The following is a 23,061-nucleotide window of genomic DNA, read 5'->3' on the forward strand; positions in this document are numbered from 1 at the left end:
ATGGTGATCTTGTTGCCAATGGTGACGTTGCCGCGATGGCGAATGCCATGGTCGCGCATTTGCGAAACCCCGTCCCATTGAGACAAAAAGCAGCGGCGTCGCGCGCTGATGCAAGTCGGCTGGATAGAGGGACAATGATAAAGAAATACGTCCGGGTTATCGAAGAGTTGTAAAAGCCAGCGACCCCGCTCCTCAGACTCCGCCGGCGTTCTTTTCTCTCGCTGGAAGGATCTATTCTCAACATGTGAGGGCGTGCAGGCAACTAATTGTCTCCACGGGCGTTACCAACACGCCCATGCAAAAAGAAAGAAAACCTAGGTGAGTTCACATATTGAAACCCTCCCCCCTCAGTCGGACGATATCCTTGTCATCGTCAACGCGGGGTCCGGCAAGAAGTCGGGCGCGGAAAAGCACGTCGCGATGATGGACCGGATCGAGGGGCACAAGGGGGTGACGATCAAGCGAATGTCCCCGAATATGGATATCACCGAATTCGCCGCACGCGGCGTTGCGGATGGATTTGGCACAATCGTGGCGGCAGGCGGTGACGGGACCATCAGCGGAGTTTGTGCGGGTTTATCCGGAACTGATGTGAAGCTTGGTGTCGTCCCGCTGGGAACATTCAATTTCTTTGCGCGCAGTCTCGGCATCCCGCAAGACCCTTGCGAGGCTTGGGACATAATACTTGCCGGTCATTGCCGACGTGTATCTATCGGGGAAATCAACGGGAAACGCTTTCTTAACAACGCCAGTATCGGGGCGTATGCGACTGTCCTGCAAGTGCGTGAAAACATTTATGAACGCTGGGGCCGTAGCAGATTGACTGCCTATTGGTCCGTGATCAAGGCGATGTCGACACGCTATCGTTCGCTAAGATTGCGCATCACCGTCGACGGGACCGTGCATGAGATACGCTCGCCGATGGCCTTCGTCGCTGTACGCCCATATCAACTTGAAGAATATGGGCTGCCCGGTGTTCAGTCCATCCGTGAAGGTGAAATGGTGTTGTATCTGGCACCGACCGGAGGGCGACTTAACCTCTTGTTGACAGCGTTAAAGGTCTTGAACAGGAAGGTTCAGCAAGACAAAGATTACACCATGCTCACCGGAAGCGAGATCATAATCGAAACCTTTCGGCGCAAGCGCTTGGTCGCATGGGACGGGGAGCGTAGTCAGATGAGCGATCCCTTTCACTTCAAAATGCTCAAGGATGATCTGAACGTGATCGTTCCGGCGCGGGCGATGCCTGTCCCATGACCAGATTGGCCCTTATTGCCGACCTCCACTTTGGGCGCGAAATCGAGGATCTTCTGCCTCATTTGCTGGTGGCGATCGAAACCGCCCGCCCGGATCATATAGTCATTGCCGGCGATTTCGTTCAGCGCGCCCGCGCCTCGCAGTTCAGACGCGCGCGGGCATTCGTCGACAGATTACAGGCGCCTTGGTTTTCGGTGCCGGGAAATCACGATATCCCGCTCTACAATATTCTCGCACGCTTGTTTTGGCCCCGGGCCGCCTACCGGCGGCATATTTCGCAAGAGACGGAACCGACCGTTCAAACCGATACAGCTACGCTTATTGGCATTGATACGACTGATCCGCTGCGCGTGCAGCGTGGCCGTATCAATGGAGCACAAATAGACCGGGTTTGTGCCGAGATCAAAAAGGACGACGGTCGCCTAGCGGTTATCATCGCCCATCATCCTTTTCATCAAAACCTTGAGGTCGAAAAGAACCTCATGCGCGGTGCCGCTGGCGCGTTGGAAGCATGGTCAGACTGTGGTCCACATGTCATCCTGTCCGGTCACTTGCATAGCTTTCTGGTCGAACCTTTCGTGACCCGGAAGGGCGGCGGTCAAACACTGCAAGTCCACTGCGGCAGTTCCACCTCGACACGGCATCGCGGCAATCCCAATGACCTCGCGATTATCGACATCCTGGGGTCGAAAATCAACATCTCCCGCCACACATTCGATCCCGCTGACGGCTTCAAGCCGCATTCTCATTACTCGTATGCGGCGACTCCCTCTGGGTGGAAGTTAAAGCCAGTTCTGTAACTTCTGACACGACACACGTCCCCGGAGGCATTCCTAAACAACGCTTTTCGGTCGGGGCGAGATACCTACATCCCTGATAGCTTATCGCTTTTATGCTTAGTATCGCCATGCTCTTCCACACAGGAGAGGAGTTATTCAGGGTTACCCTTGATACCAACGGGTACGGTTGTTTCTTGGACTTGAAATTTGTTTTTTCGGACGGTGATGAGTACTAAGAATATGAAGTCGATGTCTGCCGCAGTGATGGGCAGAGCTATATCATCGAATGACAAAGCTTGGGCGGGTCAGACCAGAGCGGTGACATATCGATCGTGCCTATGCTTGGCCGTATTATTTGTAGGCATCATCCGGATTCGCCGCCAGCGCCAAAGGCACGAACCCGTCACCGGGCGTGGTCAATATAGTTCATGAATATATTGTCGCATTGCCTTAATTCTGCCGGATGAGCGCAGTACGTACCGACCCAAGGTAACCTGTGCTATGCTTCGAAGCGTTTAATAGGCATCAGTTATGAGTAAGCAGTTTTTCTACAAAAGCAGACGCAAGCGCACGTTCGTCACCGACGAAAATGGATCGCTCACCATCTTCTCTTTGTTCATTTTTATCGCGATGATTATCGGCGGCGGTATGGCTATCGACTTCATGCGCAACGAAAGCCAGCGGACCAAACTACAAAATACGCTGGATCGGGCCGTTCTTGCCGCGGCCGACCTGCATCACGAGCTCGACCCCAAGGCTGTTGTCTATGATTATTTCGCACGTGAGGGATTATCAAGCGATCTGGTTAAAGTCGATGTTCAGCAAGACAATGCCGGACGCAGCGTTTCAGCAAGTGCGTCGTATCAGTCCAATACGATGTTCCTGCGTATGCTGGGAATAGACGCCTTGCAGGTGTCGGCTTCGGGGACGGCAATAGAACAGATTCCTAACGTCGAAATTTCGCTTGTGTTGGATATATCAGGATCGATGCGTTTCGAGGGACGCATGCATAATCTGAAACCGGCCGCCAAGAATTTCGTATCGCGGGTGCTGCAGCAATCTGCGGACGACAAGATCTCGATAAACCTGATCCCCTATGCGGGACATACCAACCCTAGTCCAGTGATGTTCGATTACTTGGGTGGCGTCAGACTCGTGTCTGATGATTTTCCTCAATGGCCGCAAGATATATCCAATATCGTGATCTACTTTGACCGCAGCGGCAACGGGGTCATCGACAACGCAGTCAAGTTCGAGGATTTTCCTAGTGGTGGAACAGCCACACATATCAGTAACGACGCGGATAACTTTTTCCCTGATCTTGTCGCGCATGTGCGAAGTCGCTCGTCCACACTGCGGAATGCCGTGGTAATCGGCGCATCGATCAAGGGTGGCAATCGCCCTGATTTGTATTTTGCGGTAAAAACCAATGCCAACGGACCGCTGCAAGATGCCGGCGTCACGTACAATACCGGCGCAGGGCCAAGTCATTTTCAGCAGTTTATCACATATAAATATAACGATGTTGCCTTTGGTGTCGCTACCCATGACGCACCTTCATCCTGCATTGACATCCCGCGCAGCGACTTTGCGCAACCTGGGCTGCCATCCCTTGGCGCTTACGATCAGACTCCGCATTTCACGTATTTTCCAATCGTTCGGTCTGTTATGGACTGGGGATGGTGTCCAGAGGATGACACGAGCATCCAATACGCCCGCAACGATGAAAGCGAATTGCATTCTTTCATCGATAGCTTGCGGATGCATGACGGAACCGGCACCCACTACGCCATGAAATATGCGCTGTCGCTGCTGGACCCGGCAAGCAACGCGGCATTTAATCACCTTGCCGACCACGGGCTCGTCGCCGAAGACTATCGAGGTCGCCCGGCAAGCTGGGACGACGCGGCCACTGCCAAATATGTCGTACTGATGACAGATGGCGAAATTACTGAGCAGTTTCGCCCAAATTTTCCGACATCGCCCTTCAATCACATGGTGGAATTACAAAGGCACAATGCGATGCGGTCTCAGGTTTCGTCATCACGTGACAACGTCAGCGATTTCTTAGCGCAATGTAATCTCGCTAAGGCCAACGGCGTGACGGTGTTTACGATCGCCTACGAAGTTTCGTCCGCTGTCGCGGAACGTGAAATGCAAGCATGCGCCAGCAGCCCTTCGCACTTTTTTGAAGCCAGTGGCGCGGCCATCAACGAAGCTTTTGCATCAGTCGCAGGCCAGATTAATCAGTTGAGGCTGACACGATGACACAGACCATCAACGGGAGCGGGAACCGCTTTGAAAGGTTCGGGCAAGATCAAGAAGGCAGTTCAACAATTGAATTCGTCATCCTCTTTCCGTTTTTCATGCTGCTTTCGCTGATGGCGTTTGAGCTTGGCATGCTCAATCTGCGCACCATGATGCTGGAACGTGCGACCGATATTGTCGTACGTGACCTTCGCCTCGGAACTGGTGCTCCGCCTGATCACGAAACAATTCGCGGTCGGATATGCGATGCCTCTTTGATCATTCCTGATTGCCAGAATGCAATCAGGCTCGAAGTGCGGTCATTGCCGATTTCGCAATGGTCGCAGATCACAGGGCCGGCCGCCTGCGTAAACCATGATGAAGAAATCAATCCAGCGAACGAGTTCGTGCCAGGCATGCAGAACGAACTCATGCTGATCAGGGTCTGCGCCCTTTACAAACCTTTCTTTCCGACAGGGGCGCTAGCCACCGCATTGCCCCCCGAGGCTGACGGGCGCTACGGGCTCCGGGTCAGCAGCGCCTTTGTGAACGAGCCGGTATAGCGGTGGCGAACTCATGATTAGATCTATGATATCGCGGACCGGACAGTGCCACTTATCCGTGCAGAAATTCATTCGATCCGAGACAGGCAGCCTGTCGGTCGAAGCTGTCCTGATGATACCGATGCTTTTCTTCGCGTTGACCGGGATGTTCGTCTTCTTCGACGCGTATCAGATCCGAAACACGACCGGCAAAGCGGGGTATACTATCGCGGACATGTTGTCGCGTGAAACCTTCCCGATTAACCAAACCTACCTGGATGACACACGTTCGGTATTCGCCTTCCTGGCACGTAGCGATGTTAACAGCCGTCTGCGCGTATCGCTCGTGCGCTGCGTCGCGGATTGCGAAGAGGATGATCGCACTTTGGCGCTGGATTGGTCCAAGACATCTGGCAGTTTAAGCCCGCTCATGGACGTGGACCTGACCCAGCCTGCGTATCTTACGCGCATACCGACGTTGCCATTGGGTGGGCGTATTGTGCTGGTTGAAACCGAAGTCGATTACAACCCCATCTTCAACGTCGGCCTGACCGAGATGACATTCAGAGACACAGTAGCGACCAGACTGCGCTTCGCGCCCCGGCTATGCTGGGAAAGTTGCGTCGGTAGTTAGCATCTGTCGTCGTTTTCGCTGCGGAGGCAGAGCTGGTTCCAACCAGCTTTGGGCTCTGTTTTTCAATCAATGGCAAAAGTCAGCAATTGATCCGATGCGCCAACAACGGGTAAGCGGATTTCTCGTGCCTCCGATGCCGCAACCCAATTCCAGCAGACAACCATCCGGCGGTATGGAGCCAGAGAGTTTTTGCTAACCAAGCTAAATTACTCACGACTAATGATTGGGGCCGGGTCAGCTGAAGTCCCAGCGGCAGGCAGGCCGAGTCGCGCCAGCAGATCGGCGCGATTAATAGCGATATCCGCCACAGTCAGATCATCCAATACCGCCATGAAAGCCGCCGTAGCCTCTTGTAACGCCTCCGACAATTTGCATATGCCGCGCAGCTTGCAGGTGTTACGCTCCGGACTGAAGCATTCAACCACATCCATCGACCCCTCGGTCAGGCGCACGACGTCGCCCACGAAGATCTCGGTCCCAGGGCGGGCCAACCGCAAGCCGCCCTTGGGTCCGCGCACGGTTTCAATGTAACCCGCTTGCGCTAGTTGATGGACCACCTTGGTCAGATGCGCGCGATTGATCCGGTGCGCCTGCGCCACCTCGTCAATACGTACCAGGCGAGGCGCGCGGATCGCGGCCATCTGCAAGGTCCGCAGCGCGTAGTTGGTGTAGTTGGTCAGTTTCACTTCATGCTCCGGCAAAAGTGGGACATCCGGCACCTAATCCAAACTTGTGCGGTGGCAAAAGAACCGTTAAACATATATCACGACTACATCAATATGAGGTCAGCCCATGTTCGGCTTTGACGCAATTGAACTGGCGCGAATCCAGTTCGCTTTTACGGTGTCGTTCCACATCATTTTTCCAGCGTTCTCGATCGGGCTCGCCAGCTACCTGGCGGTGCTGAACGGGCTGCATCTATGGACCGGCAAGGACATCTATCTGCGTCTGTTCAACTATTGGAAAACGATCTTTGCGGTGGCTTTCGGCATGGGCGTCGTGTCGGGGATCGTGATGTCCTATCAGTTCGGCACCAACTGGTCGGTGTTTTCCGACAAGGCCGGCCCGGTCATTGGCCCGCTGATGGGCTATGAGGTACTATCCGCGTTCTTCCTTGAGGCCGGTTTCCTTGGCGTGATGTTGTTCGGCCGTGAAAAAGTCGGGGCCAAGGGGCACTTCGTCGCAACGCTGATGGTCGCGATCGGCACCTTGGGGTCCGCGTTCTGGATTCTGTCCGTCAACAGTTGGATGCAAACTCCGCAGGGGCATGGCATCAATGAAGTCGGTCAATTCATCCCGGTGGATTGGTGGGCCATCGTGTTCAACCCATCGTTCCCCTACCGGCTGGTGCATATGGTGCTTGCGGCCTATCTGACGACCGCTCTCGTGGTCGGCGCTGTGGGTGCTTTGCACCTGCTGCGCGACCGGGCCGATAAAGGCGCGCGGGTGATGTTCTCCATGGCGATGGGAATGCTGATTGTCGTCGCCCCTTTGCAAATTCTGGCGGGCGACTTCCATGGTCTGAACACGCTTGAATATCAGCCTGCCAAGATCGCCGCGATGGAAGGGCATTTTGACGGCCATCCCGAAGGCGGCGCACCGCTAATCCTGTTCGGTATCCCCAACCCGGAGACCGAAACGGTCGATTACGCGGTGCAGATCCCCTATCTGTCGTCGCTGATCCTGACGCATGACCTGACATCGCCGCTGCCGGGGCTGAAAGACTTTCCCGTCGAAGAACGCCCACCTGTCAGTATCGTATTCTGGTCGTTCCGCATCATGGTGGCCCTGGGCTTTGCCATGCTCGGGCTCGGGATTTGGGCGCTGGTGGCGCGGCTGCGTGGAACGATATATACCCGCAAATGGCTGCACCGTGCGGCGGTGATAATGGGGCCAATGGGTTTTATCGCGGTTCTCGCCGGCTGGATCACGACCGAGGTGGGACGCCAGCCATGGACAGTCTACGGTCTGCTATCCACCAACGACAGCGTCGCCCCGATTGAGGCTGCGGCGGTTGCGTCCTCGCTGGTCGCCTTCATCGTGGTCTATTTCATGCTGTTTGGCGCTGGCACGTACTACATTCTGCGTCTTATGAACAAACGGCTGGAGGACCGCATTCCACTTGAATCCATTGGGCCGATCCGGACGGCGGGTACGACCCCTGCGCCTGCGGTCGACGATGATTTCCTTCCGACGGGGTAAACCGACATGATTTTCGATCTTGCATTCATTTGGGCGGGGCTGATCGCATTTGCGGTACTGGCCTATGTCATCCTTGACGGCTTCGACTTGGGCGTAGGTATTCTGTTTCCCTTCATGCGCGGAGAGGCGAACAAGGATCTTGCCATGAACACCGTCGCGCCGGTATGGGACGGCAACGAGACATGGCTGGTGCTCGGCGGCGGCGGACTTCTCGCGGTCTTTCCGCTGGCCTATGCCGTCATTATGCCCGCCCTATACGTGCCGGTCATCGTCATGCTGTTGGCATTGGTGTTTCGCGGAGTCGCATTCGAATTTCGCTGGCGCACGAAGCGAGGCAAGTTTTTATGGGATACTTCCTTTACCTTTGGCAGCATCACGGCGGCCTTGGCACAAGGTATCGCACTTGGTGCTCTCGTACAGGGTATTACCGTCGAAGGCCGCGCCTATGCGGGCGGCAATTGGGACTGGCTGACACCTTTTTCGATTCTGACCGGCGTCGCCCTGATCGCAGCTTATGCGCTCATGGGCGCGACATGGCTCGTGATGAAAACAGATGGTCCCGTGCAGGTGATGGCAAAGCGCATGGCAATCTGGACAGGGGCGGCGACACTCGGACTGGTCGGGGTCGTCAGTCTGATCACGCCGTTCCTGAACCCGCTATATCTGGACCGCTGGTTCGGCTTCCCGAACGTACTGTTTTCGGCGCTGGTGCCTGCCGCAATCCTTGTCGCAGCCTTTATTTTTGTCAAAGGTCTGCGCGACAACCGCGATGCCTGGCCGTTTCTGGCAACGATTGCCCTGTTCGTTTTGTCGTTCGTCGGTCTGGGGATCAGTTTCTACCCCTATATGGTGCCGCCGTCGCTGACGATCTGGGATGTCGCAGCCCCTGACGAAAGCCTTTGGTTCCTGCTTGCCGGGGCGGTTGTGCTGTTGCCAATGATCCTTGCCTACACTGCATATGCCTATTGGGTGTTCCGAGGAAAGGTCGACCCGGCAGGAGGTTATCACTGATGCCGCCCGTGTTGCGTAGATCGCTGTGGTTCATCGCTTTGTGGTTGGCCGGGGTTGCGACCTTGACCGTCGTCGCGATCGTCATCCGAACAATCCTCTTTTGATGAAGATGAAGATGCGGACCGAGGCCAATCCGACATTGCCTTAGATCACCACCCTTGCAACTCAAAGATGTCGCGTGCAGCGCCCGAAGGGCAAGACAGCCTGATGGTCAGCAGCATCATGGAGTTAGCTAAACCGCTACTTTTGATAATCTGGCGAAAGACAGCAAGGTCCCTGTTCACGTGGCAAAGTGAATCATCAGTTCCGGCCACCTGCGCCGAGCCTGCTTTGGCTCAGAGACTTTTATCGCATTGGATTAAATAAATTTTTGCCGTATTTTGCCTATGGTCAGCCAACGGCAGGAGGCAGAATGGATAGAATTAACCAAAAAATCGGCACGAACGGGGTGCCGGTATGCGCAATCGGGGCATCAGCAGGTGGCGTGCATGCGTTAAGGGAGTTCTTCCGGCATGTGCCTGACGATCTGGGTTTGGCTTATGTCGTGATTATCCACCTTGCACCGGATCAGCCAAGCGCCCTGAGCGAGATTCTGTCTTTGGTCACGCCGATGGACGTTCTTCAGGTCAGCGATTCACCAGAACTCAAGCCGAATTGTGTCTACGTCATCGCGCCTGATCGTGAACTGGTGATTAACGGTGACAGCGTCACCGCCCGTCCTTTCACGGATCCGCGCGGTCAGCGCGCGCCGATCGACATGTTCTTCCGGTCGGTCGCTTCGGCGCGCGGGGATGGAATTGCTGTCATTCTGTCAGGTGCTGGTTCTGACGGTGCCCTCGGCGTGCGTGCCATCAAGGAAGGGGGCGGCGTCATCCTGGTGCAAGAACCCGCGGATGCGGAATTTCCAATGATGCCGCGCAGCGCGCTGGCATCCGGTGTCGTCGACATTTCGGCACCGATACCGCGCCTTGTGGAACGCATGGTGGAGGTCGTGCAAAGCAAGGACGCCGTCCGTTCGCTATCGGAAGAAGAGGTCCACCAGCAGCTGCAACGGATCGTGAACTTTCTGCGCGCACGCACCGGCCACGATTTTTCCCGATACAAGCGCGCAAGCGTCATGCGACGCGTGGCGCGCAGGGTGCAGGTCACGCGCAGCAAAAGTATGTCGGGTTACGCCGATTACCTGACCGCCAATCCGGAGGAAGCGCAGGAATTACTTGGCGATCTGCTGATTTCAGTCACGTCGTTCTTTCGTGATGAAAGCGCCTATGACGTGCTTGCGCAGGAGGGTATCACATCGCTGTTCGACAGCGCAGATGAAGACGGCATCCGCGCCTGGGTCGTCGGCTGTGCGACCGGGGAAGAAGCCTATAGCCTTGCAATCCTAATGCTGGAAGAGGCCGCACGGCGCGACGTGCAGCTGCCGATCCAGATATTTGCCTCTGACCTGGATGAAGGTGCGCTGGCGACCGCACGCGAAGCGCGCTATCCCGAAAGTATCGAAGCGGATGTGGCGCAAGACCGGCTGGACAGGTTCTTTACCAAGGAAGGACACCATTACCGCGTCAACAGCGAGGTCCGGGACCTTGTTCTGTTTGCCCCGCATAGCGTCGTGAAAGATCCGCCGTTCATGCGCCTTGACCTGATCTCGTGCCGGAATCTGCTGATCTATATGGAACGCCAGCTTCAGCGCGAAGTCTGCGCCATTTTCGCATATGGCCTGAGAGCGCACGGCCTGTTGTTCTTGGGATCGGCGGAAACCGCTGACGCGTCGCCGGAACTATTCGCGCCCATCCATCGCGAGGCACGTCTTTATCGCGCGCGCAGCTTGGCATCAAAAACCCTGCCGGTCATCTCGCGCATGCCTAGCGAACACAAGCCGCCGGTGTTTGAGTCACCCCGCCAACAAAGAGAACCCACCCAAGAAAGAACGACCGGTGCGCTTCATGTGCATGCGTTGGAACATGCCGCGCCTCCGAGCATCTTAGTGGATCGGAATTACCACGCGCTGCATCTATCACCCAAGGCAGGACGGTTTCTTTTGCAATCGGCGGGACCGGTGACCACCGATGTCGTTGACATGGTAAGACCCGAACTCAGGCTCGACCTGCGCAGTGCTGTCAGGCGTGCGCTTGATCACGGTGAGCCGACATTGACGATGCCCGTGACAGTCGCTTTTGAGGATCAGAGCCGACGGGTCATGATGCAGGTGGCCCCTGTCATTGATGAAGGCCATAACACGCCTTCGCGGGCGCTCGTGGTCATTCTCGACGGTGGACCTGCAGCAGATGAACGGGCGCCTTCTTCAGACGGGACCCACGAAGAATCGCAGCACCTGCGTGAGAGCCTCACCGCAGCCGAGGCGCGTTTAACCGCGTCAAGGGCGGAGCACGAGACGACGATCCAGGATTTGCGCATAGCGAACGAGGAGCTGCAATCCATCAACGAGGAGTATCGTTCCGCATCCGAAGAACTGGAAACGTCGAAGGAAGAGCTGCAGTCGATGAACGAAGAACTGCGCACCGTGAACGCAGAACTCAAGAGCAAGCTGGATAGCATTGCGTCGGCCCACAGTGATCTTAAGAACATTGTCGCGGCGACTGACATCGGGACCCTGTTCCTGGACCGCAAGCTTCGCATCAGGATGTTCACACCGCACGTCGCGGAACTCTTTAACATCACCGAACTGGACGTCGGTCGTGCGATCACGGATTTCACCCACCGGCTCGACGATGAGGGGATCACCGCGGATGTGCAGGGCGTTCTACGCGACCTGCAGTCGACAGAGCGCGAGGTTGCGACCCGTGACGGCCGATGGCTCGTGATGCGGTTGCGCCCCTACAGGACAATAGACGAACGTATCGAGGGGGCTGTCGTCACTTTTGTGGACGTGACGGCGCAGCGCGAAATGAGCGAACGCCTTCGCGAGAGCGATGAGCAAAAGAGCTTTTTGCTTAAGCTTTCGGATGTTCTGCGACCAATCGGGGATCCGGTCAAGATCAGACAAAAGACTTGCGACCTTGTGGCTGATTGGTTTGCCATTGATTGCGCATCTCACCTTGATCTGAACAAAGATGCCAAAGTGCCGCTGGTGAATGGTGGCGCGGCAAGTTCGGGAACACTTATTTCCGCTGGCAAGAACCCTTTGGAGAATTTGATCCGGGCGACAGAAACCGTCGATGGCGGCAACGGGTTCGCGATCCCGGACCTCCGCGATTCCCCTTCTGTGTCAAACGCGGACAAAGGCGCGTTGGAGGACCTTGGCATTGTATCCTGCATGGGCGCCCCCCTGCTCAAGGACGGTGAGATCGTGGCCGCGTTGATCGTCTGTTGCAAGCAGCCAAGGAACTGGACATCTGCAGAGATCGAGCTTTTGCAAACCGTCGCGGAGCGCGTGTGCTCGGTGATCGAGAGGGTGTCCGCCGCACTGGCCCTCCGCGAGAGCGAGGAACGGTTCAGGGCATTCATCAAGGCCAGCTCGGATGTTCTATATCGCATGAACCCTGACTGGACGCAGATGCTGGAGTTGCACAGCGACGGGTTTCTTACCGAAACGGTCGCCGCTGACAGCGGCTGGATTGATCGTTACATTCTCCCTGATGATCAGGCACGGGTGTGGGCGCACATCAAGGAAGTGATCCGCAAGAAGATGCCGTTCGAACTCGAGCATCGTGTGCAGCAAGCCGATGGCACGATAGGCTGGACCTTTTCCCGCGCCATTCCGATGCTCGATGCTGAAGGGGAAATATTCGAGTGGTTTGGTGCTGCCGGCGACATTACCGAAAGGCGCCTGAGCGAAGAGCGTCTTCGCGAGGCCCGCGACGCGCTACATCTGGCGACCGAGGCATCGCAACTGGGCTGGGGTGCGTGGGATTTCGAAACAGGGTTAGCCGACTGGGACGCCCGCGGAAGAGAGATAATTGGCCTTGGCAATGACGAGAACACCAACGAAGCCTGGATGGACCGCGTGGATCCGTCCGACCGTGAGAAGATCACCGCAGAGATCGCCGACTGTCTAGACCACCAAAGACCTTTTGACCTTGAATACACTGTCATCCACGCCGATGGATCAGCGCGCAAGGTTCACCATACCGGGTATTTCCAGGCGCAGGAGCGGGCGTCAGCAAGGGGGACCGGGCTTGTGCGCGACGTCACAGAACTTCGCAAGTGGGAAGAGTCGCAGCGGCTGCTGATCGGAGAGCTGAACCACCGAGTCAAGAACATGCTGGCCGTCACGCAATCGATCGCGCGGCAGACCCAACGTACGACCTCTGATGTCGACGCGTTCAGCAAGGCATTTTCGAACCGGCTCCGCGCGCTCGCAGCAGCGCATGACATTCTCACGCGTCGCCGTTGGAGCGGTGCCGAACTGGAAGAGATCGCACATGCCGCCGTTGACAGCTTTTCCGCGAGCGGTGATCAGACATCCATTCAAGGCCCACACATCAGACTCGCGCCTGACGCGACCATCTCCTTTGCGATGGCTCTGCATGAACTTGCAACCAATGCACTGAAATATGGGTCTTTGTCGGTCCCGGAAGGCCACGTGATTATTTCCTGGAACATTATGGAAGATCAAAAGATTGTTGTGGAGTGGATAGAAAGCGGCGGGCCGGAGGTAGTGGCTCCGTCGCGAAAAGGGTTTGGCACACGCCTTTTGGAACAGGGTATCGCAAGGGAATTGGACGGCGTGGTGCAGACCGAATACCGCAAGGACGGATTTTACTGGAGAATGGAATTTGCCGTTGCCGAAGGAACAGAATCAGCGTGAACTTCACCTGCTCATCGTGGAAGATGAGACAATCGTTGCTATGGATCTTGAAGACATATTAAGCGATCTCGGCCATGAGGTGCTTGGCGTGGCGGCCACTCTGAAACAAGCACTGCGGTTCATAGAAGAGCGATCAACCGACATCGACGCCGTCGTTCTGGATGCCAATCTTGCCGGTGTTTCATCGGCTCCTGTGGCAGTGGTCCTGCAGCAACATCAGATTCCTTACATCGTCGCATCCGGCTATGGCTCGGAGGAATTAAGGGCACAAGGGTTAGATGGGCCGATGGTCGGCAAGCCCTACGAGATCCACGAGATCGAAGCATCTCTGCTCAACATTTAGCGACAGCGAAGATTCAGCGGCCATCAGGCCAAGCCAAGGAAACCGCTGCTGGATAGGCGGTCATATGCCCTTGTTCGGTCTTGCCATAGCCGCCTTGCAACTGGCGTCCGGCAGTGGCCATGACGCAACCGGACCGCGCCTTGCCAGCGGGCCCCTGCTCTGCAACAAGGTGGCCATGCGCATGATTGACCCGAGCCATCCATTTTTTCGCCCTGCGTGGCGTCGCTATCTCGTCGTTGCGGCGCCATTTCTCTGGGCCGGGTTTGAATGGAACCTTGGCAACACGATCTGGGGTTATCTGTTCGCAGTCATCGGCGGTTATCTGGCGTGGCATCTGGTGCTGAATTGGCGACCGGACAACAAAGACTAGGCTGCGGGCAGATCCACCGGCTTCCTGTGTCGCGCCAGTTTTACTGCATGTGCCGGGCTGGTTCGCTGACGCCGTCGACACGCAATGCTGATTGCCACAAGCGGTCTCGCAAAACCGTCATTTAGACCGGAAAGGACGCCAGCAGATCAACGTTGAGGGGATGTTCGCTGTTCTCCAGCCAGTCTGCCAGAGCCAACGTCCCGGTCTGATGCCGCCGTCCGGAAAAGGCACTCGTGAGGGGGGGGCAATTTCCGGAAAACGATATCGCGGTATCGCCCCAGAATGCGCCCTTTTCCGCCGAAGGAGGCAGCGACCTAACCTGCGCAAGCGTCACTGCGACGTGGTCACCAAGCCTCCGCTCAAAAGCAAATATCGCCTCTGCCTTGGCGCCGGTGACGATAAGCGGCTCGTAGTGACCTTTCGCAAAAAGCTCAGGGTTAACGCGTCGGGCGGCGATCGCCCGGCTCAGAACAAATGACTTTGCTGCATCTGCTTTTGGCGGCCAGACCGCCCCCGTCAGCAGCCGGTCAAGCCGGTCCCAGTCAGGCGACCTGCGGTTATCAGGATCCACCAGCGAAAAATCCCCGCCCTCACTTCCCTGGTAGATATCGGGAACGCCGGGAGCGGTCAGCTTCAGCAATAGCTGCGACAGCGCGCGCTGCTCGCCCACAGCGATGAAGGGCGCGATCGTGTCGTGAAAATCCGCAATGAAACGCGCGTTGCCGGGGTCAAGCAGATGCGCAGCATAGGCGCAGACTCTCTGTTCGTAGGTTTCATCTGTATTTGTCCAGTCGGTACGCAGCTTGGCTTCGCGCAGCGCTTTGACAACGTATGGCATGAAACGTTCTGCCAAGCTCGACAGCGCAGCGGCATCCGGGGGGTCTTTCGGCCAAACGCCTGCAAGCGCCTGATAAAGGCCCCATGCGGTGGCGGCTTCGGGCGCATCGCCCAGGACATGCCCTTTGTGCCAGTCGCGCCAGCGCCGCACGCCTGATGTCCAGCGATCCGGCCATTCGGCCAAGGTGTAAAGACGGGCACGGGCATCCTCGCCGCGTTTCGTGTCATGGGTCGCGGTCGCGTTCAACGCATAGGGTTGGAGTCTTGCGCGGGCGGCAAGGGTCGCGTGGACCGCGGTGATGCCGGCGGGCGGAGTGACCGGATCGCAGCCCACCTCATTGACGGCAAGGATGGCGGTGTGGCGATAAAACAGCGTATCTTCGACAGCCTTGGCCATAACAGGTCCGCTGAGTTGCTGAAAACGGATGCGACCTTCGGCAGCTTCGGCATGACCGAGCGCTTGGAGAAGCACGTTCAGCGCGCGCGGTTCGGCAGCATCCCCGGCAAGGGTTGCGGCGTCTTCCAGAATCGCGCGGTCAGCATCAGAAAAGCCGCTGACGTCGCCATAGGTCCGGTAGACCGGCAGCGCCACGACAAGAGCGACCAGAGCGTCCTGCAGCGCGCTGTAGTCGAGACCATCCGCGAATGGTAACAACAGATCGGTGACACGGGACAGCTCGCCCGCAAAGTTATGGGTGACGATCCGGTGCTTGGCGGTTTCCCGTTGGGCCGCAACGGGCGAGGTATCGGTCACGTTCTCATAGCTGGCCTGCATCGCCGACGATCCACGTTGCGCTAAAAGCAGGTCCGACATTGCGGCAATAAATTCGTAGCCTGTTGTGCCGTCAACCGGCCAGTCGGGAGGCAATGTTTCGGCGCCTTCAAGGATTTTTTCGACCACGATCCAGCAATCCTGCCCCGCGGCATCGCGCAGCCGCCGCAGATAGGCTGCCGGGTCTGTCAACCCATCGACATGGTCAACGCGCAGACCGTCGACCAGACCTTGGCGGACGAGATCAAGCACTAGGCGATGCGCATCGTCAAACACCACAGGATCCTCCACCCGCGTCCCCACAAGACCCGTCACTTCAAAAAAACGGCGGTAGCTGAGTGTGTGCCGTGCGTCGCGCCAGTTGGTAAATTCCCATGGCTGCGCATCATGAAGACGGCGCAGAAAAGCCCGGTCGGCATTAGCGGCATCCAGAGCGCTGCTAGGCGCGACGCCGACCGCAGTCAGCATCTCCCGCATCGCGGCGTGGAAACCCTGCGCATTCTGCGGGCTGGCTTTTGCCGCGCGGTCCGCAAGCCGGGTCAGTACGCCTGTCGCTGCGTCCTGTTCTGCAAGCAGGCCATAGCTGGGCGGTGTCAACGGATAAGCGTGGTCGTGATAGGCAAGCACCAGCCCCCGGCATTCCGCATCGACCCGCAAGCGGATATCGCCATTGGCCAGCACATTGTCCAGCGTATCGCCCAGCACCGGCAGGGTCAGCTTGCGCGTCCAGTCGATATCGAAATGCCCGGCATGGGTCGCGTCCCTGCCCCATTCCGCCACATCACGCCACCAATGGTTGACCGGGCTGGCCGCCATGTGGTTCGGCACGATATCAAGTATCAGCCCCATGCCTGCATCGCGCAGCGCCGCGGCGAGCCTGCGTAACCCGTCAAACCCGCCCAATCCTGGTTCAACCTCGTTGAAATCGGCGATGTCATAACCATGGGTCGAGCCGGGTGCGGCCGTGAACACCGGCGATGCATAAAGATGACTGACGCCCAACTGTTGCAGATAGGGGATCAGGTCAACGGCCTTGTCAAAGGTCATCCCTTCGCGGAATTGTAGCCGGTAGGTCGCGATACGTGGAATCATACACGGGGTCTTTCTTCTGACATGGCCTCGGTTACCGACCGAAACACGGGATGGTCTGCGATGGCATGCAGCGGCACAGGGCAGCGCAGCTTCCAGTTGGGATAGGCGTCGATCGTACCGGGCAGGTTCGTCGGCTGGGCGGGGCCGACAAGATCGGCAAGCCGCACACCAACCAGCAGGCAGGGCGTCCGCGCGATAAAACGATAGGCAGAGACAAGGGCGTCATCCGGCAAGTCCTGTTGCTTAATCGCGTCATCCGGCAGCGCCAGGCCGGCTGCGGCGAACGCGTCGAGCAACCGTGCCTTTTCAACCCGTCGTGATTGCAACTGGACCGCTGAACTGTCCTGATCGACCAGACCATGTTGCTGCCGCAGCGCGATATCCTCAGACCGCCACCAGCCCCCGAATGTCGGCAGATCATGCGTCGACAGGCAGGCGAGCGCATGGCGGGGATAGGTTCGTGGCGCTTTGAAGCCGCCATCCGCCTGTTCGAAATACAAGATGCGATAGGACAGGATATGCAGCGCATCCATCGCCGCGCGAAAGCCATCAGGCACGAATCCAAGGTCTTCGCCGATCATCACCGTGCGGTGTTCATGTGACAGATCCGCCAACGCGCGGACCAGATCGGGAAAAGGATAGCGCAGATGCGCACCGCTCGCGGGGCTTTCGCCCTTGGGGATCAGGAACAATTGCCAAAGCGCCATCGCATGATCGATCCGAAGCGCACCGGCATAGTCAAGCTGCGCCCCGATCAACGCGCGGTAGGCGGCGCAATCGTTAGCGACCAAAGCGCCGGGCTCAGGTGCGGCAAGGCCCCAGTTCTGCCCCTCCGTTGCAAAGACATCAGGCGGCGCACCGATGCTGAACCCATCGATCATAGTGCCGTCTGCAGCCCATGTTGCTGATCCATCGGGTGCTTCGCCGACGGCAAGGTCGAGATAGAGGCCGATCCGCATCCCCGCCGCGCGGGCCGCATCCCGCGCGATTTGCAGTTGCACCGATGCGATCCATTGCAGCCAGAGATGAAATTCAACCTCTTCGGCATGGTCTTGCGCAAAGGCCTTGACATCGTCGCTGTAGGTATCCTGCAGCCCGGCATCCCAGCCTGACCAGCATGCGCCGTGCCCCTGTCTTGCCTGATGCAGCGACAATGCTTCGTAAAGTGCATGATGAAGCAGCGGATCGCCACCACTGGCTTTGAAAGAAGCGTAATTCGTCGCCACGTAAGCCCCGTCGCCAAAGGGCGTGTCGGCGTGAATGGCACGCAATGCCGTCAGTTTGATCTGGGTAACGGCCTTGTAATCCACATTTGAATTGTTGCGCAGTTCGGACAGATCAGGCGGGGCCGCTGCGCCCCGCAACCAATCCACGGCGATATAAAGCGGGTTGAGAAATCGCCTGTCGGACGGCGAAAAGGGGCTGCGTCGCTCCGGGTCCCCGAGGAAAAGCGCATGCAGTGGGTTCACGCCCAGAAAATCGGCCCCACTGCGCGCTGCCATTATCGCTAGGTCTGCCAGATCGCGGAAATCGCCGATGCCCCAGTTCCGGTCTGAACGCAGTTCATAAAGCTGACAGAAGAGGCCCCATGATGGCTTTTCCGAAAGCCAGTCGGGAATATAGCATTTGACGCCGCACGGCGGTGTCAGTGTTTTAGGGAGCGGTAGAGGATCTGGCCCCAGCTTTTCGAGAAGCAGGTGCAATGTCTTTTCCGGCACCGGTCGGCGCTGACCGGGGCTGTCGGGAACGTCGTAGAATGTGGTGACACCATGCGGTGCGCAAAGGCGTTCGAGATCGGTCATTGCGCGGCTTCCATGTCAAGGTGGAAGGCGACGGCATAGGCCGGCGCTTTACCTGTACCCGGATGCGTTGCGAACAGCGGCGCGCCCGTCGCGGCAGGCAGATCATGGGGGCGGTCATCCAGATTGGCGCGCAATTGCAGGGTGCCGCCATGCAGCGCCCAGTCTACGGCGATCATACCGTCACCATGCGAGATCACGCGCCCTGCGCCACCGGAGGCGCCCGAAAGCAAGGGCACGATATGCTGATGCCTTAGGGTAAGCAGTTTTTTGACTGTTGCCAGATGCGCCTGCCCTTCGGTCCCGGCGCAATGATCCCAGTCGAGTTTCGATGCGGTGAAGGTGCTTTGCGCGTTTGGATCGGGCACATGATCCAGCGCGCCACCCGCGAAAGCTGCAAAGTCCGCGAATTCTGCCCGGCGGCCCTCCCGCACCGCGTCGGCAAGATCGCCGGTGAAATCGGTAAAGAAACAGAATGGCCGACGTTCGCCATATTCTTCACCCATGAAAAGCAAGGGGATATGCGGTGACAGCAGGTGGATCACGCTCAGGGCATGGAGCATTCCGGGTGCGGCCAAGGCGATCAAACGCTCTCCGAAAGCACGATTGCCGGTCTGGTCGTGGTTCTGCAGAAAATCGACAAAAGCGGTTGGCGGCAGATGCCCGCTTGGCATGCCACGCGCGGTGCCTGATTGGGGCGAAACCTGCCCCTGATAGGCAAAGCCTTCGGCCAGCGAAAGCGCCAGAACCTGCCAGCGGTCTTGTGTGAAGTCGCGATAATACCCATCGCTTTCGCCGGTCGCGATCACATGGGCGACATTGTGGAAATCGTCGTTCCACTCCGCTGTATAATGCGGCACAGCGCCGTCCACGCCGCGTTCATGCAGATGGGTGACGTTGCGATTATCTTCGGTCGTCAGATGCACCGGACGGTCGGCGATCGTGGCGCGAACGCGCGCGGCAAGTTCGATCAGGATTTCCGGCGACGAGGTATCGCGGATATGATCGATGGCATCGAGCCGCAGCCCGTCGAGCCGGAATTCAGTCAGCCAGTAGATGGCATTGTCAATGAAAAAGCTGCGTACAGGCGGTTTTTCATAAGCGATGGCGGAACCCCAAGGCGTTTCTCGGGAAGGGTTGAAAAAGTCGCTTGCATAAAGATGCAGATAATTCCCCGAAGGCCCGAAATGATTATAGACCACATCCAGAAGCACCATCAGTCCAAGCCCCTGCGCGGTGTCGATCAGGTGCTTGAAATCATCGGGCGTGCCATAGGCGTTATGGGGCGCATAGGGCAGCACACCGTCGTAACCCCAGCCACGCGACCCTTCAAACTGGGCGACAGGCATGATTTCGATGGCGGTGAACCCGGCTTGAGCGAGGTGAGTAAGTTTGTCGCAAGCGGCGGCAAAGGTGCCTTGCGGCGTGAAGGTGCCGATGTGAAGCTCGTATATCACCGCTTCGGCCCAGTCGCGCCCGCGCCAATCGTGACGCCAGTCATAGCTGTGGGGATCGACAAGCCGCGATGCACTATGCACGTCATTTGCTTGCACGCGCGATGCGGGGTCCGGCACGACATACCCGTCCGGCAGGACAAAGGCGTAATCGGCACCGGGGGCTGCGTTGTCGATCATGACCTCATACCAGCCGTCACCCGCTGACTGCATGACGTGATCACCATCATCCGTCCGCAAGCGCAGACCCGATGCCTGCGGTGCCCAAAGCCGGAAACGGGCACGGCCACCGCCAAGCCAAGTCGGGCCCCATGATGGTGTAACACGGGGGGTCATGGCCTTTCGCCTTCCAAGACAAACATCGCGCGGGCTGGCAAATGCACTGACGCGTCCTGAACCTGTTTGCCGCCATGCGATGTCACAGCAGCTTCGGCGGTGTCAATCAGCAAAGTCCAGCCAGGTGCCGTGGAGTCCGGCAGCGAAAAATCGACCGGCTCATGCCCCGCATTCAAGAGCATCAACATCCTGCGCCCCTGTCCGCAAAGCATCAGGCCCACGGCGCGGGTTTCGGGATCGTCCCAAGTCTCCGGCTGCATCTCTCCGCCGTCTGCGGCAAGCCATCTGGCGAATGGGCGATCATCATCGGCATTCTCGCCATGAAAAAAACGGTCGGGGGCCAGCAGATCGCGGCTCTGGCGGATTGCGATGACATTGCGTAGAAATTCGCCAAACGCTTTTTCGCGCGGATCGTCTTCGGACCAGTCCAGCCAGTTCATCGGCGCGTCCTGACAATAGGCATTGTTGTTGCCGTTCTGGCTGCGCCCGTTTTCATCCCCCATCAGGATCATCGGTGTGCCCTGCGACATCAGCAGCGTCGTGACCAGATTCCGACGCTGCCGGTCGCGCAGATCAAGGATGGCGGGATCATCAGTTGGGCCTTCGGCGCCACAGTTCCAGCTTGCATTATGGGAATGGCCGTCGTTGTTGTCTTCGCCATTCGCCTCGTTGTGTTTTTCGTTATAGCTGACAAGATCGGCCAGCGTAAAACCGTCATGCGCGGTGATGAAATTGACGCTCGCCCATGGGCGGCGCCCGCGTTTCTGAAACATATCGGACGAGCCGAGCAGACAACCGGCCAGATCACGCACCACACCGGCATCGCCTTTCCAGAAGGCACGGGTGGTATCGCGATACCTGTCGTTCCATTCGGCCCACCCCGGCGGAAAGTTTCCGACCTGATAGCCGTTGTTACCAGTATCCCATGGCTCGGCGATCAGTTTAACCTTGCTCAGAACCGGGTCCTGACGCGTGGCTTCCAGAAACACGGCATCCATATCGACGTGATCGCGCTCTCGCGCCAGAGTGGTCGCCAGATCGAAGCGGAAGCCATCGACATGGCATTCCTCAACCCAGTAGCGCAGGGAATCCATGACCATCTGCAGCACCCGCGTATGCCGCAGGTTGAGTGAATTACCACAGCCTGTCGTATCGAAATAGTGGCGCGGGTCGTCGGCAAGGCCATAATAGCTTGCATTGTCGATCCCGCGAAACGACAGGGTGGGACCTAGCTGGTTGCCCTCGGCGGTGTGATTATAGACTACATCCATGATCACCTCGATCCCGGCCTCGTGCATCCGGCGGACCATCAGCTTGAATTCGTTGACGGTGCCGTTCTGCGTCAGATAGCGCGGGGCGGGGGCGAAGAACCCCAGCGTGTTATAGCCCCAGAAATTGGTCAGCCCCTTATCCACCAGATAACGGTCATCAAAGAATGCCTGTGTGGGCAACAGCTCAATCGCGGTGACTCCCAGCTTCACCAGCCGGTCGATGACACGCTGATCGGCAAGTCCTTCGAAGGTGCCGCGAATCGGGTCGCTCAGGTAGGGATGTCGCGCGGTCATCCCTTTGACATGGGCTTCATAGATGATCGTTTTTTGCCATGGGATATCGGGGCTGACATCACGGCCCCATGTATGCGCAGGGTCAACGACAACGCATTTGGGCATCACAAAGGCACTGTCGCGCCGGTCAAATGACAGGTCTTCCTTGGAATGACCGATCTTGTAGCCGAACAGCGCATCATGCCAACGCAGGTTTCCGCGCAACGCCAGCGCATAAGGATCAAGCAGCAGCTTGTTGGGGTTGAAGCGATGCCCCTCTTCAGGCGCATAGGGTCCGTGAACGCGGTAGCCGTAAAGCTGGCCGGGCCTGATGCGGGGAAAGTACCCGTGCCAGACCTCGTGGGTGAATTCGGGCAAGGCGATCCGTTCCAGTTCGCGCTGGCCACGGCTGTCGAACAGGCAAAGCTCGACCTTGGTTGCATTGGCCGAGAACAGCGCAAAATTCACGCCTGACCCGTCCCAATGGGCGCCGAGCGGGAAATCCGAACCGGCAAGCGGTACATTCGAGTGTGTCGTCATTGGGTGGTTTCCTTGTCGCGTCGCGGTGCGGTCATCTGGATGCGTCCGGGGAATAGTTTTCCGTTCAACCCAGGTCGGCCCCGACTGTTCCCAGCAAGATTCTTTTAAAAATCTGGAACAACGGACCACCAGCCAGTGTTTGAGAAATTCCAGCCCGCGTGGCGAAACCTGTGACCCTGCAGCAGTGAAAGGACAGACACCATGCATCACGACGAGGAGCTTATCAGGCAACGTGCCTTCGAAATCTGGGAAGCGGAAGGGCGCCCCGACGGACGCGACGAGATTCACTGGCAGCAAGCCGCTGCCGACATCCAGGAAGCGACCGCCGAGACCCCGGACGGCGACCCCGGTCAGACTGAAAGTGTCGCGGCGCTGGATGAGCTGGATAAGTCGCCCGCAGCGGGACCGTCGGTCCTGCCCGAAACGACCAAGCCTGAGGGCGGTGCCGCACGTGCCACCAAAAGCCGCAAACCGAAGAAATAGGACCAGCCGCCTCAACCGAAATGTCCGGAACCACCGGAGCTTGTGAAA

The 23,061-nt window shown here is 57.8% G+C and carries 16 protein-coding genes; 11 read left to right on the forward strand and 5 right to left on the reverse strand.

Annotated features, from left to right (window positions below):
- Positions 1 to 318 precede the first annotated feature (318 nt).
- The 5 genes from ACK4TM_RS08375 to ACK4TM_RS08395 all read left to right on the forward strand — a co-directional run bounded on the left by ACK4TM_RS08375 (position 319) and on the right by ACK4TM_RS08395 (position 5,459).
- Entirely contained in the window at positions 319 to 1,257 is a 939-nt protein-coding gene (locus ACK4TM_RS08375; RefSeq protein ID WP_409699598.1) for a diacylglycerol/lipid kinase family protein, read from the forward strand.
- The gene (locus tag ACK4TM_RS08380; protein ID WP_409699601.1) at positions 1,254 to 2,057 is read left to right on the forward strand and encodes a metallophosphoesterase family protein; all 804 of its coding nucleotides are present in this window, start codon (positions 1,254 to 1,256) and stop codon (positions 2,055 to 2,057) included. The genes ACK4TM_RS08375 and ACK4TM_RS08380 overlap by 4 nt, the downstream gene beginning before the upstream one ends.
- A gap of 510 nt (positions 2,058 to 2,567) precedes the next feature.
- Positions 2,568 to 4,304, forward strand: coding sequence for a pilus assembly protein TadG-related protein (locus ACK4TM_RS08385; RefSeq protein ID WP_409699605.1), 1,737 nt, complete (start codon positions 2,568 to 2,570; stop codon positions 4,302 to 4,304).
- Complete coding sequence (locus tag ACK4TM_RS08390) at positions 4,301 to 4,846, forward strand: TadE/TadG family type IV pilus assembly protein (protein WP_409699608.1); 546 nt, start codon at positions 4,301 to 4,303, stop codon at positions 4,844 to 4,846. The genes ACK4TM_RS08385 and ACK4TM_RS08390 overlap by 4 nt, the downstream gene beginning before the upstream one ends.
- Positions 4,847 to 4,904: 58 nt before the next feature.
- Positions 4,905 to 5,459 (forward strand): TadE/TadG family type IV pilus assembly protein, encoded by a 555-nt coding sequence (locus ACK4TM_RS08395; protein WP_409699611.1) that lies wholly within the window; start codon positions 4,905 to 4,907, stop codon positions 5,457 to 5,459.
- 206 nt (positions 5,460 to 5,665) lie between these two features.
- Here ACK4TM_RS08395 and ACK4TM_RS08400 read toward each other — a convergent pair whose 3' ends face one another.
- Positions 5,666 to 6,145 (reverse strand): RrF2 family transcriptional regulator, encoded by a 480-nt coding sequence (locus ACK4TM_RS08400; protein ID WP_409699614.1) that lies wholly within the window; start codon positions 6,143 to 6,145, stop codon positions 5,666 to 5,668.
- A gap of 106 nt (positions 6,146 to 6,251) precedes the next feature.
- On the opposite strand from ACK4TM_RS08400, the gene ACK4TM_RS08405 reads away from it, so the two are divergent.
- The 5 genes from ACK4TM_RS08405 (at position 6,252) to ACK4TM_RS08425 (ending at position 14,156) form a co-directional block, all read left to right on the forward strand.
- The gene (locus ACK4TM_RS08405) at positions 6,252 to 7,661 is read left to right on the forward strand and encodes a cytochrome ubiquinol oxidase subunit I (protein ID WP_409699617.1); all 1,410 of its coding nucleotides are present in this window, start codon (positions 6,252 to 6,254) and stop codon (positions 7,659 to 7,661) included.
- A 6-nt stretch (positions 7,662 to 7,667) separates the two neighbouring features.
- On the forward strand, positions 7,668 to 8,672 hold the full coding sequence (cydB, locus tag ACK4TM_RS08410) for a cytochrome d ubiquinol oxidase subunit II (protein WP_409699620.1): 1,005 nt from the start codon (positions 7,668 to 7,670) through the stop codon (positions 8,670 to 8,672).
- Positions 8,673 to 9,084: 412 nt separating this feature from the next.
- The gene (locus tag ACK4TM_RS08415) at positions 9,085 to 13,443 is read left to right on the forward strand and encodes a chemotaxis protein CheB (protein ID WP_409699623.1); all 4,359 of its coding nucleotides are present in this window, start codon (positions 9,085 to 9,087) and stop codon (positions 13,441 to 13,443) included.
- Entirely contained in the window at positions 13,418 to 13,786 is a 369-nt protein-coding gene (locus ACK4TM_RS08420; protein ID WP_409699626.1) for a response regulator, read from the forward strand. The genes ACK4TM_RS08415 and ACK4TM_RS08420 overlap by 26 nt, the downstream gene beginning before the upstream one ends.
- 64 nt (positions 13,787 to 13,850) lie before the next feature.
- Positions 13,851 to 14,156, forward strand: coding sequence for a hypothetical protein (locus ACK4TM_RS08425; RefSeq protein WP_409699629.1), 306 nt, complete (start codon positions 13,851 to 13,853; stop codon positions 14,154 to 14,156).
- A 121-nt stretch (positions 14,157 to 14,277) separates the two neighbouring features.
- Here the strand turns inward: ACK4TM_RS08425 and treY are convergent, their stop codons facing one another.
- From treY to glgX, 4 genes are read right to left on the reverse strand one after another with little or no spacing between them, the layout of a single operon-like run.
- Positions 14,278 to 16,857, reverse strand: a complete 2,580-nt coding sequence (gene treY / locus ACK4TM_RS08430; protein ID WP_409699632.1) for a malto-oligosyltrehalose synthase — start codon at positions 16,855 to 16,857, stop codon at positions 14,278 to 14,280.
- Positions 16,854 to 18,659, reverse strand: coding sequence for a 4-alpha-glucanotransferase (malQ, locus tag ACK4TM_RS08435; protein WP_409699634.1), 1,806 nt, complete (start codon positions 18,657 to 18,659; stop codon positions 16,854 to 16,856). The genes treY and malQ overlap by 4 nt, the downstream gene beginning before the upstream one ends.
- On the reverse strand, positions 18,656 to 20,446 hold the full coding sequence (gene treZ, locus ACK4TM_RS08440) for a malto-oligosyltrehalose trehalohydrolase (protein WP_409699637.1): 1,791 nt from the start codon (positions 20,444 to 20,446) through the stop codon (positions 18,656 to 18,658). The genes malQ and treZ overlap by 4 nt, the downstream gene beginning before the upstream one ends.
- Complete coding sequence (gene glgX / locus ACK4TM_RS08445; RefSeq protein ID WP_409699640.1) at positions 20,443 to 22,530, reverse strand: glycogen debranching protein GlgX; 2,088 nt, start codon at positions 22,528 to 22,530, stop codon at positions 20,443 to 20,445. Before glgX ends, treZ begins: the two co-directional genes overlap by 4 nt.
- Positions 22,531 to 22,731: 201 nt before the next feature.
- Between glgX and ACK4TM_RS08450 the strand changes: the two genes are divergently transcribed.
- The gene (locus ACK4TM_RS08450) at positions 22,732 to 23,013 is read left to right on the forward strand and encodes a DUF2934 domain-containing protein (RefSeq protein ID WP_409699643.1); all 282 of its coding nucleotides are present in this window, start codon (positions 22,732 to 22,734) and stop codon (positions 23,011 to 23,013) included.
- The last annotated feature ends 48 nt before the right edge of the window (positions 23,014 to 23,061 follow it).

This window comes from Yoonia sp. (genome assembly GCF_046292185.1).
Classification (GTDB): Bacteria; Pseudomonadota; Alphaproteobacteria; order Rhodobacterales; family Rhodobacteraceae; genus Yoonia.

Bases quoted from the DNA above. Each gene is read 5' to 3' on its own strand.
- treZ (WP_409699637.1), bottom strand. From the start codon at position 20,446: ATGACCCCCCGTGTTACACCATCATGGGGCCCGACTTGGCTTGGCGGT.
- treY (WP_409699632.1), bottom strand. From the start codon at position 16,857: ATGATTCCACGTATCGCGACCTACCGGCTACAATTCCGCGAAGGGATG.
- ACK4TM_RS08390 (WP_409699608.1), top strand. From the start codon at position 4,301: ATGACACAGACCATCAACGGGAGCGGGAACCGCTTTGAAAGGTTCGGG.
- ACK4TM_RS08425 (WP_409699629.1), top strand. From the start codon at position 13,851: ATGCCCTTGTTCGGTCTTGCCATAGCCGCCTTGCAACTGGCGTCCGGC.
- ACK4TM_RS08415 (WP_409699623.1), top strand. From the start codon at position 9,085: ATGGATAGAATTAACCAAAAAATCGGCACGAACGGGGTGCCGGTATGC.
- glgX (WP_409699640.1), bottom strand. From the start codon at position 22,530: ATGACGACACACTCGAATGTACCGCTTGCCGGTTCGGATTTCCCGCTC.
- ACK4TM_RS08385 (WP_409699605.1), top strand. From the start codon at position 2,568: ATGAGTAAGCAGTTTTTCTACAAAAGCAGACGCAAGCGCACGTTCGTC.
- malQ (WP_409699634.1), bottom strand. From the start codon at position 18,659: ATGACCGATCTCGAACGCCTTTGCGCACCGCATGGTGTCACCACATTC.
- ACK4TM_RS08450 (WP_409699643.1), top strand. From the start codon at position 22,732: ATGCATCACGACGAGGAGCTTATCAGGCAACGTGCCTTCGAAATCTGG.
- ACK4TM_RS08380 (WP_409699601.1), top strand. From the start codon at position 1,254: ATGACCAGATTGGCCCTTATTGCCGACCTCCACTTTGGGCGCGAAATC.
- ACK4TM_RS08405 (WP_409699617.1), top strand. From the start codon at position 6,252: ATGTTCGGCTTTGACGCAATTGAACTGGCGCGAATCCAGTTCGCTTTT.
- cydB (WP_409699620.1), top strand. From the start codon at position 7,668: ATGATTTTCGATCTTGCATTCATTTGGGCGGGGCTGATCGCATTTGCG.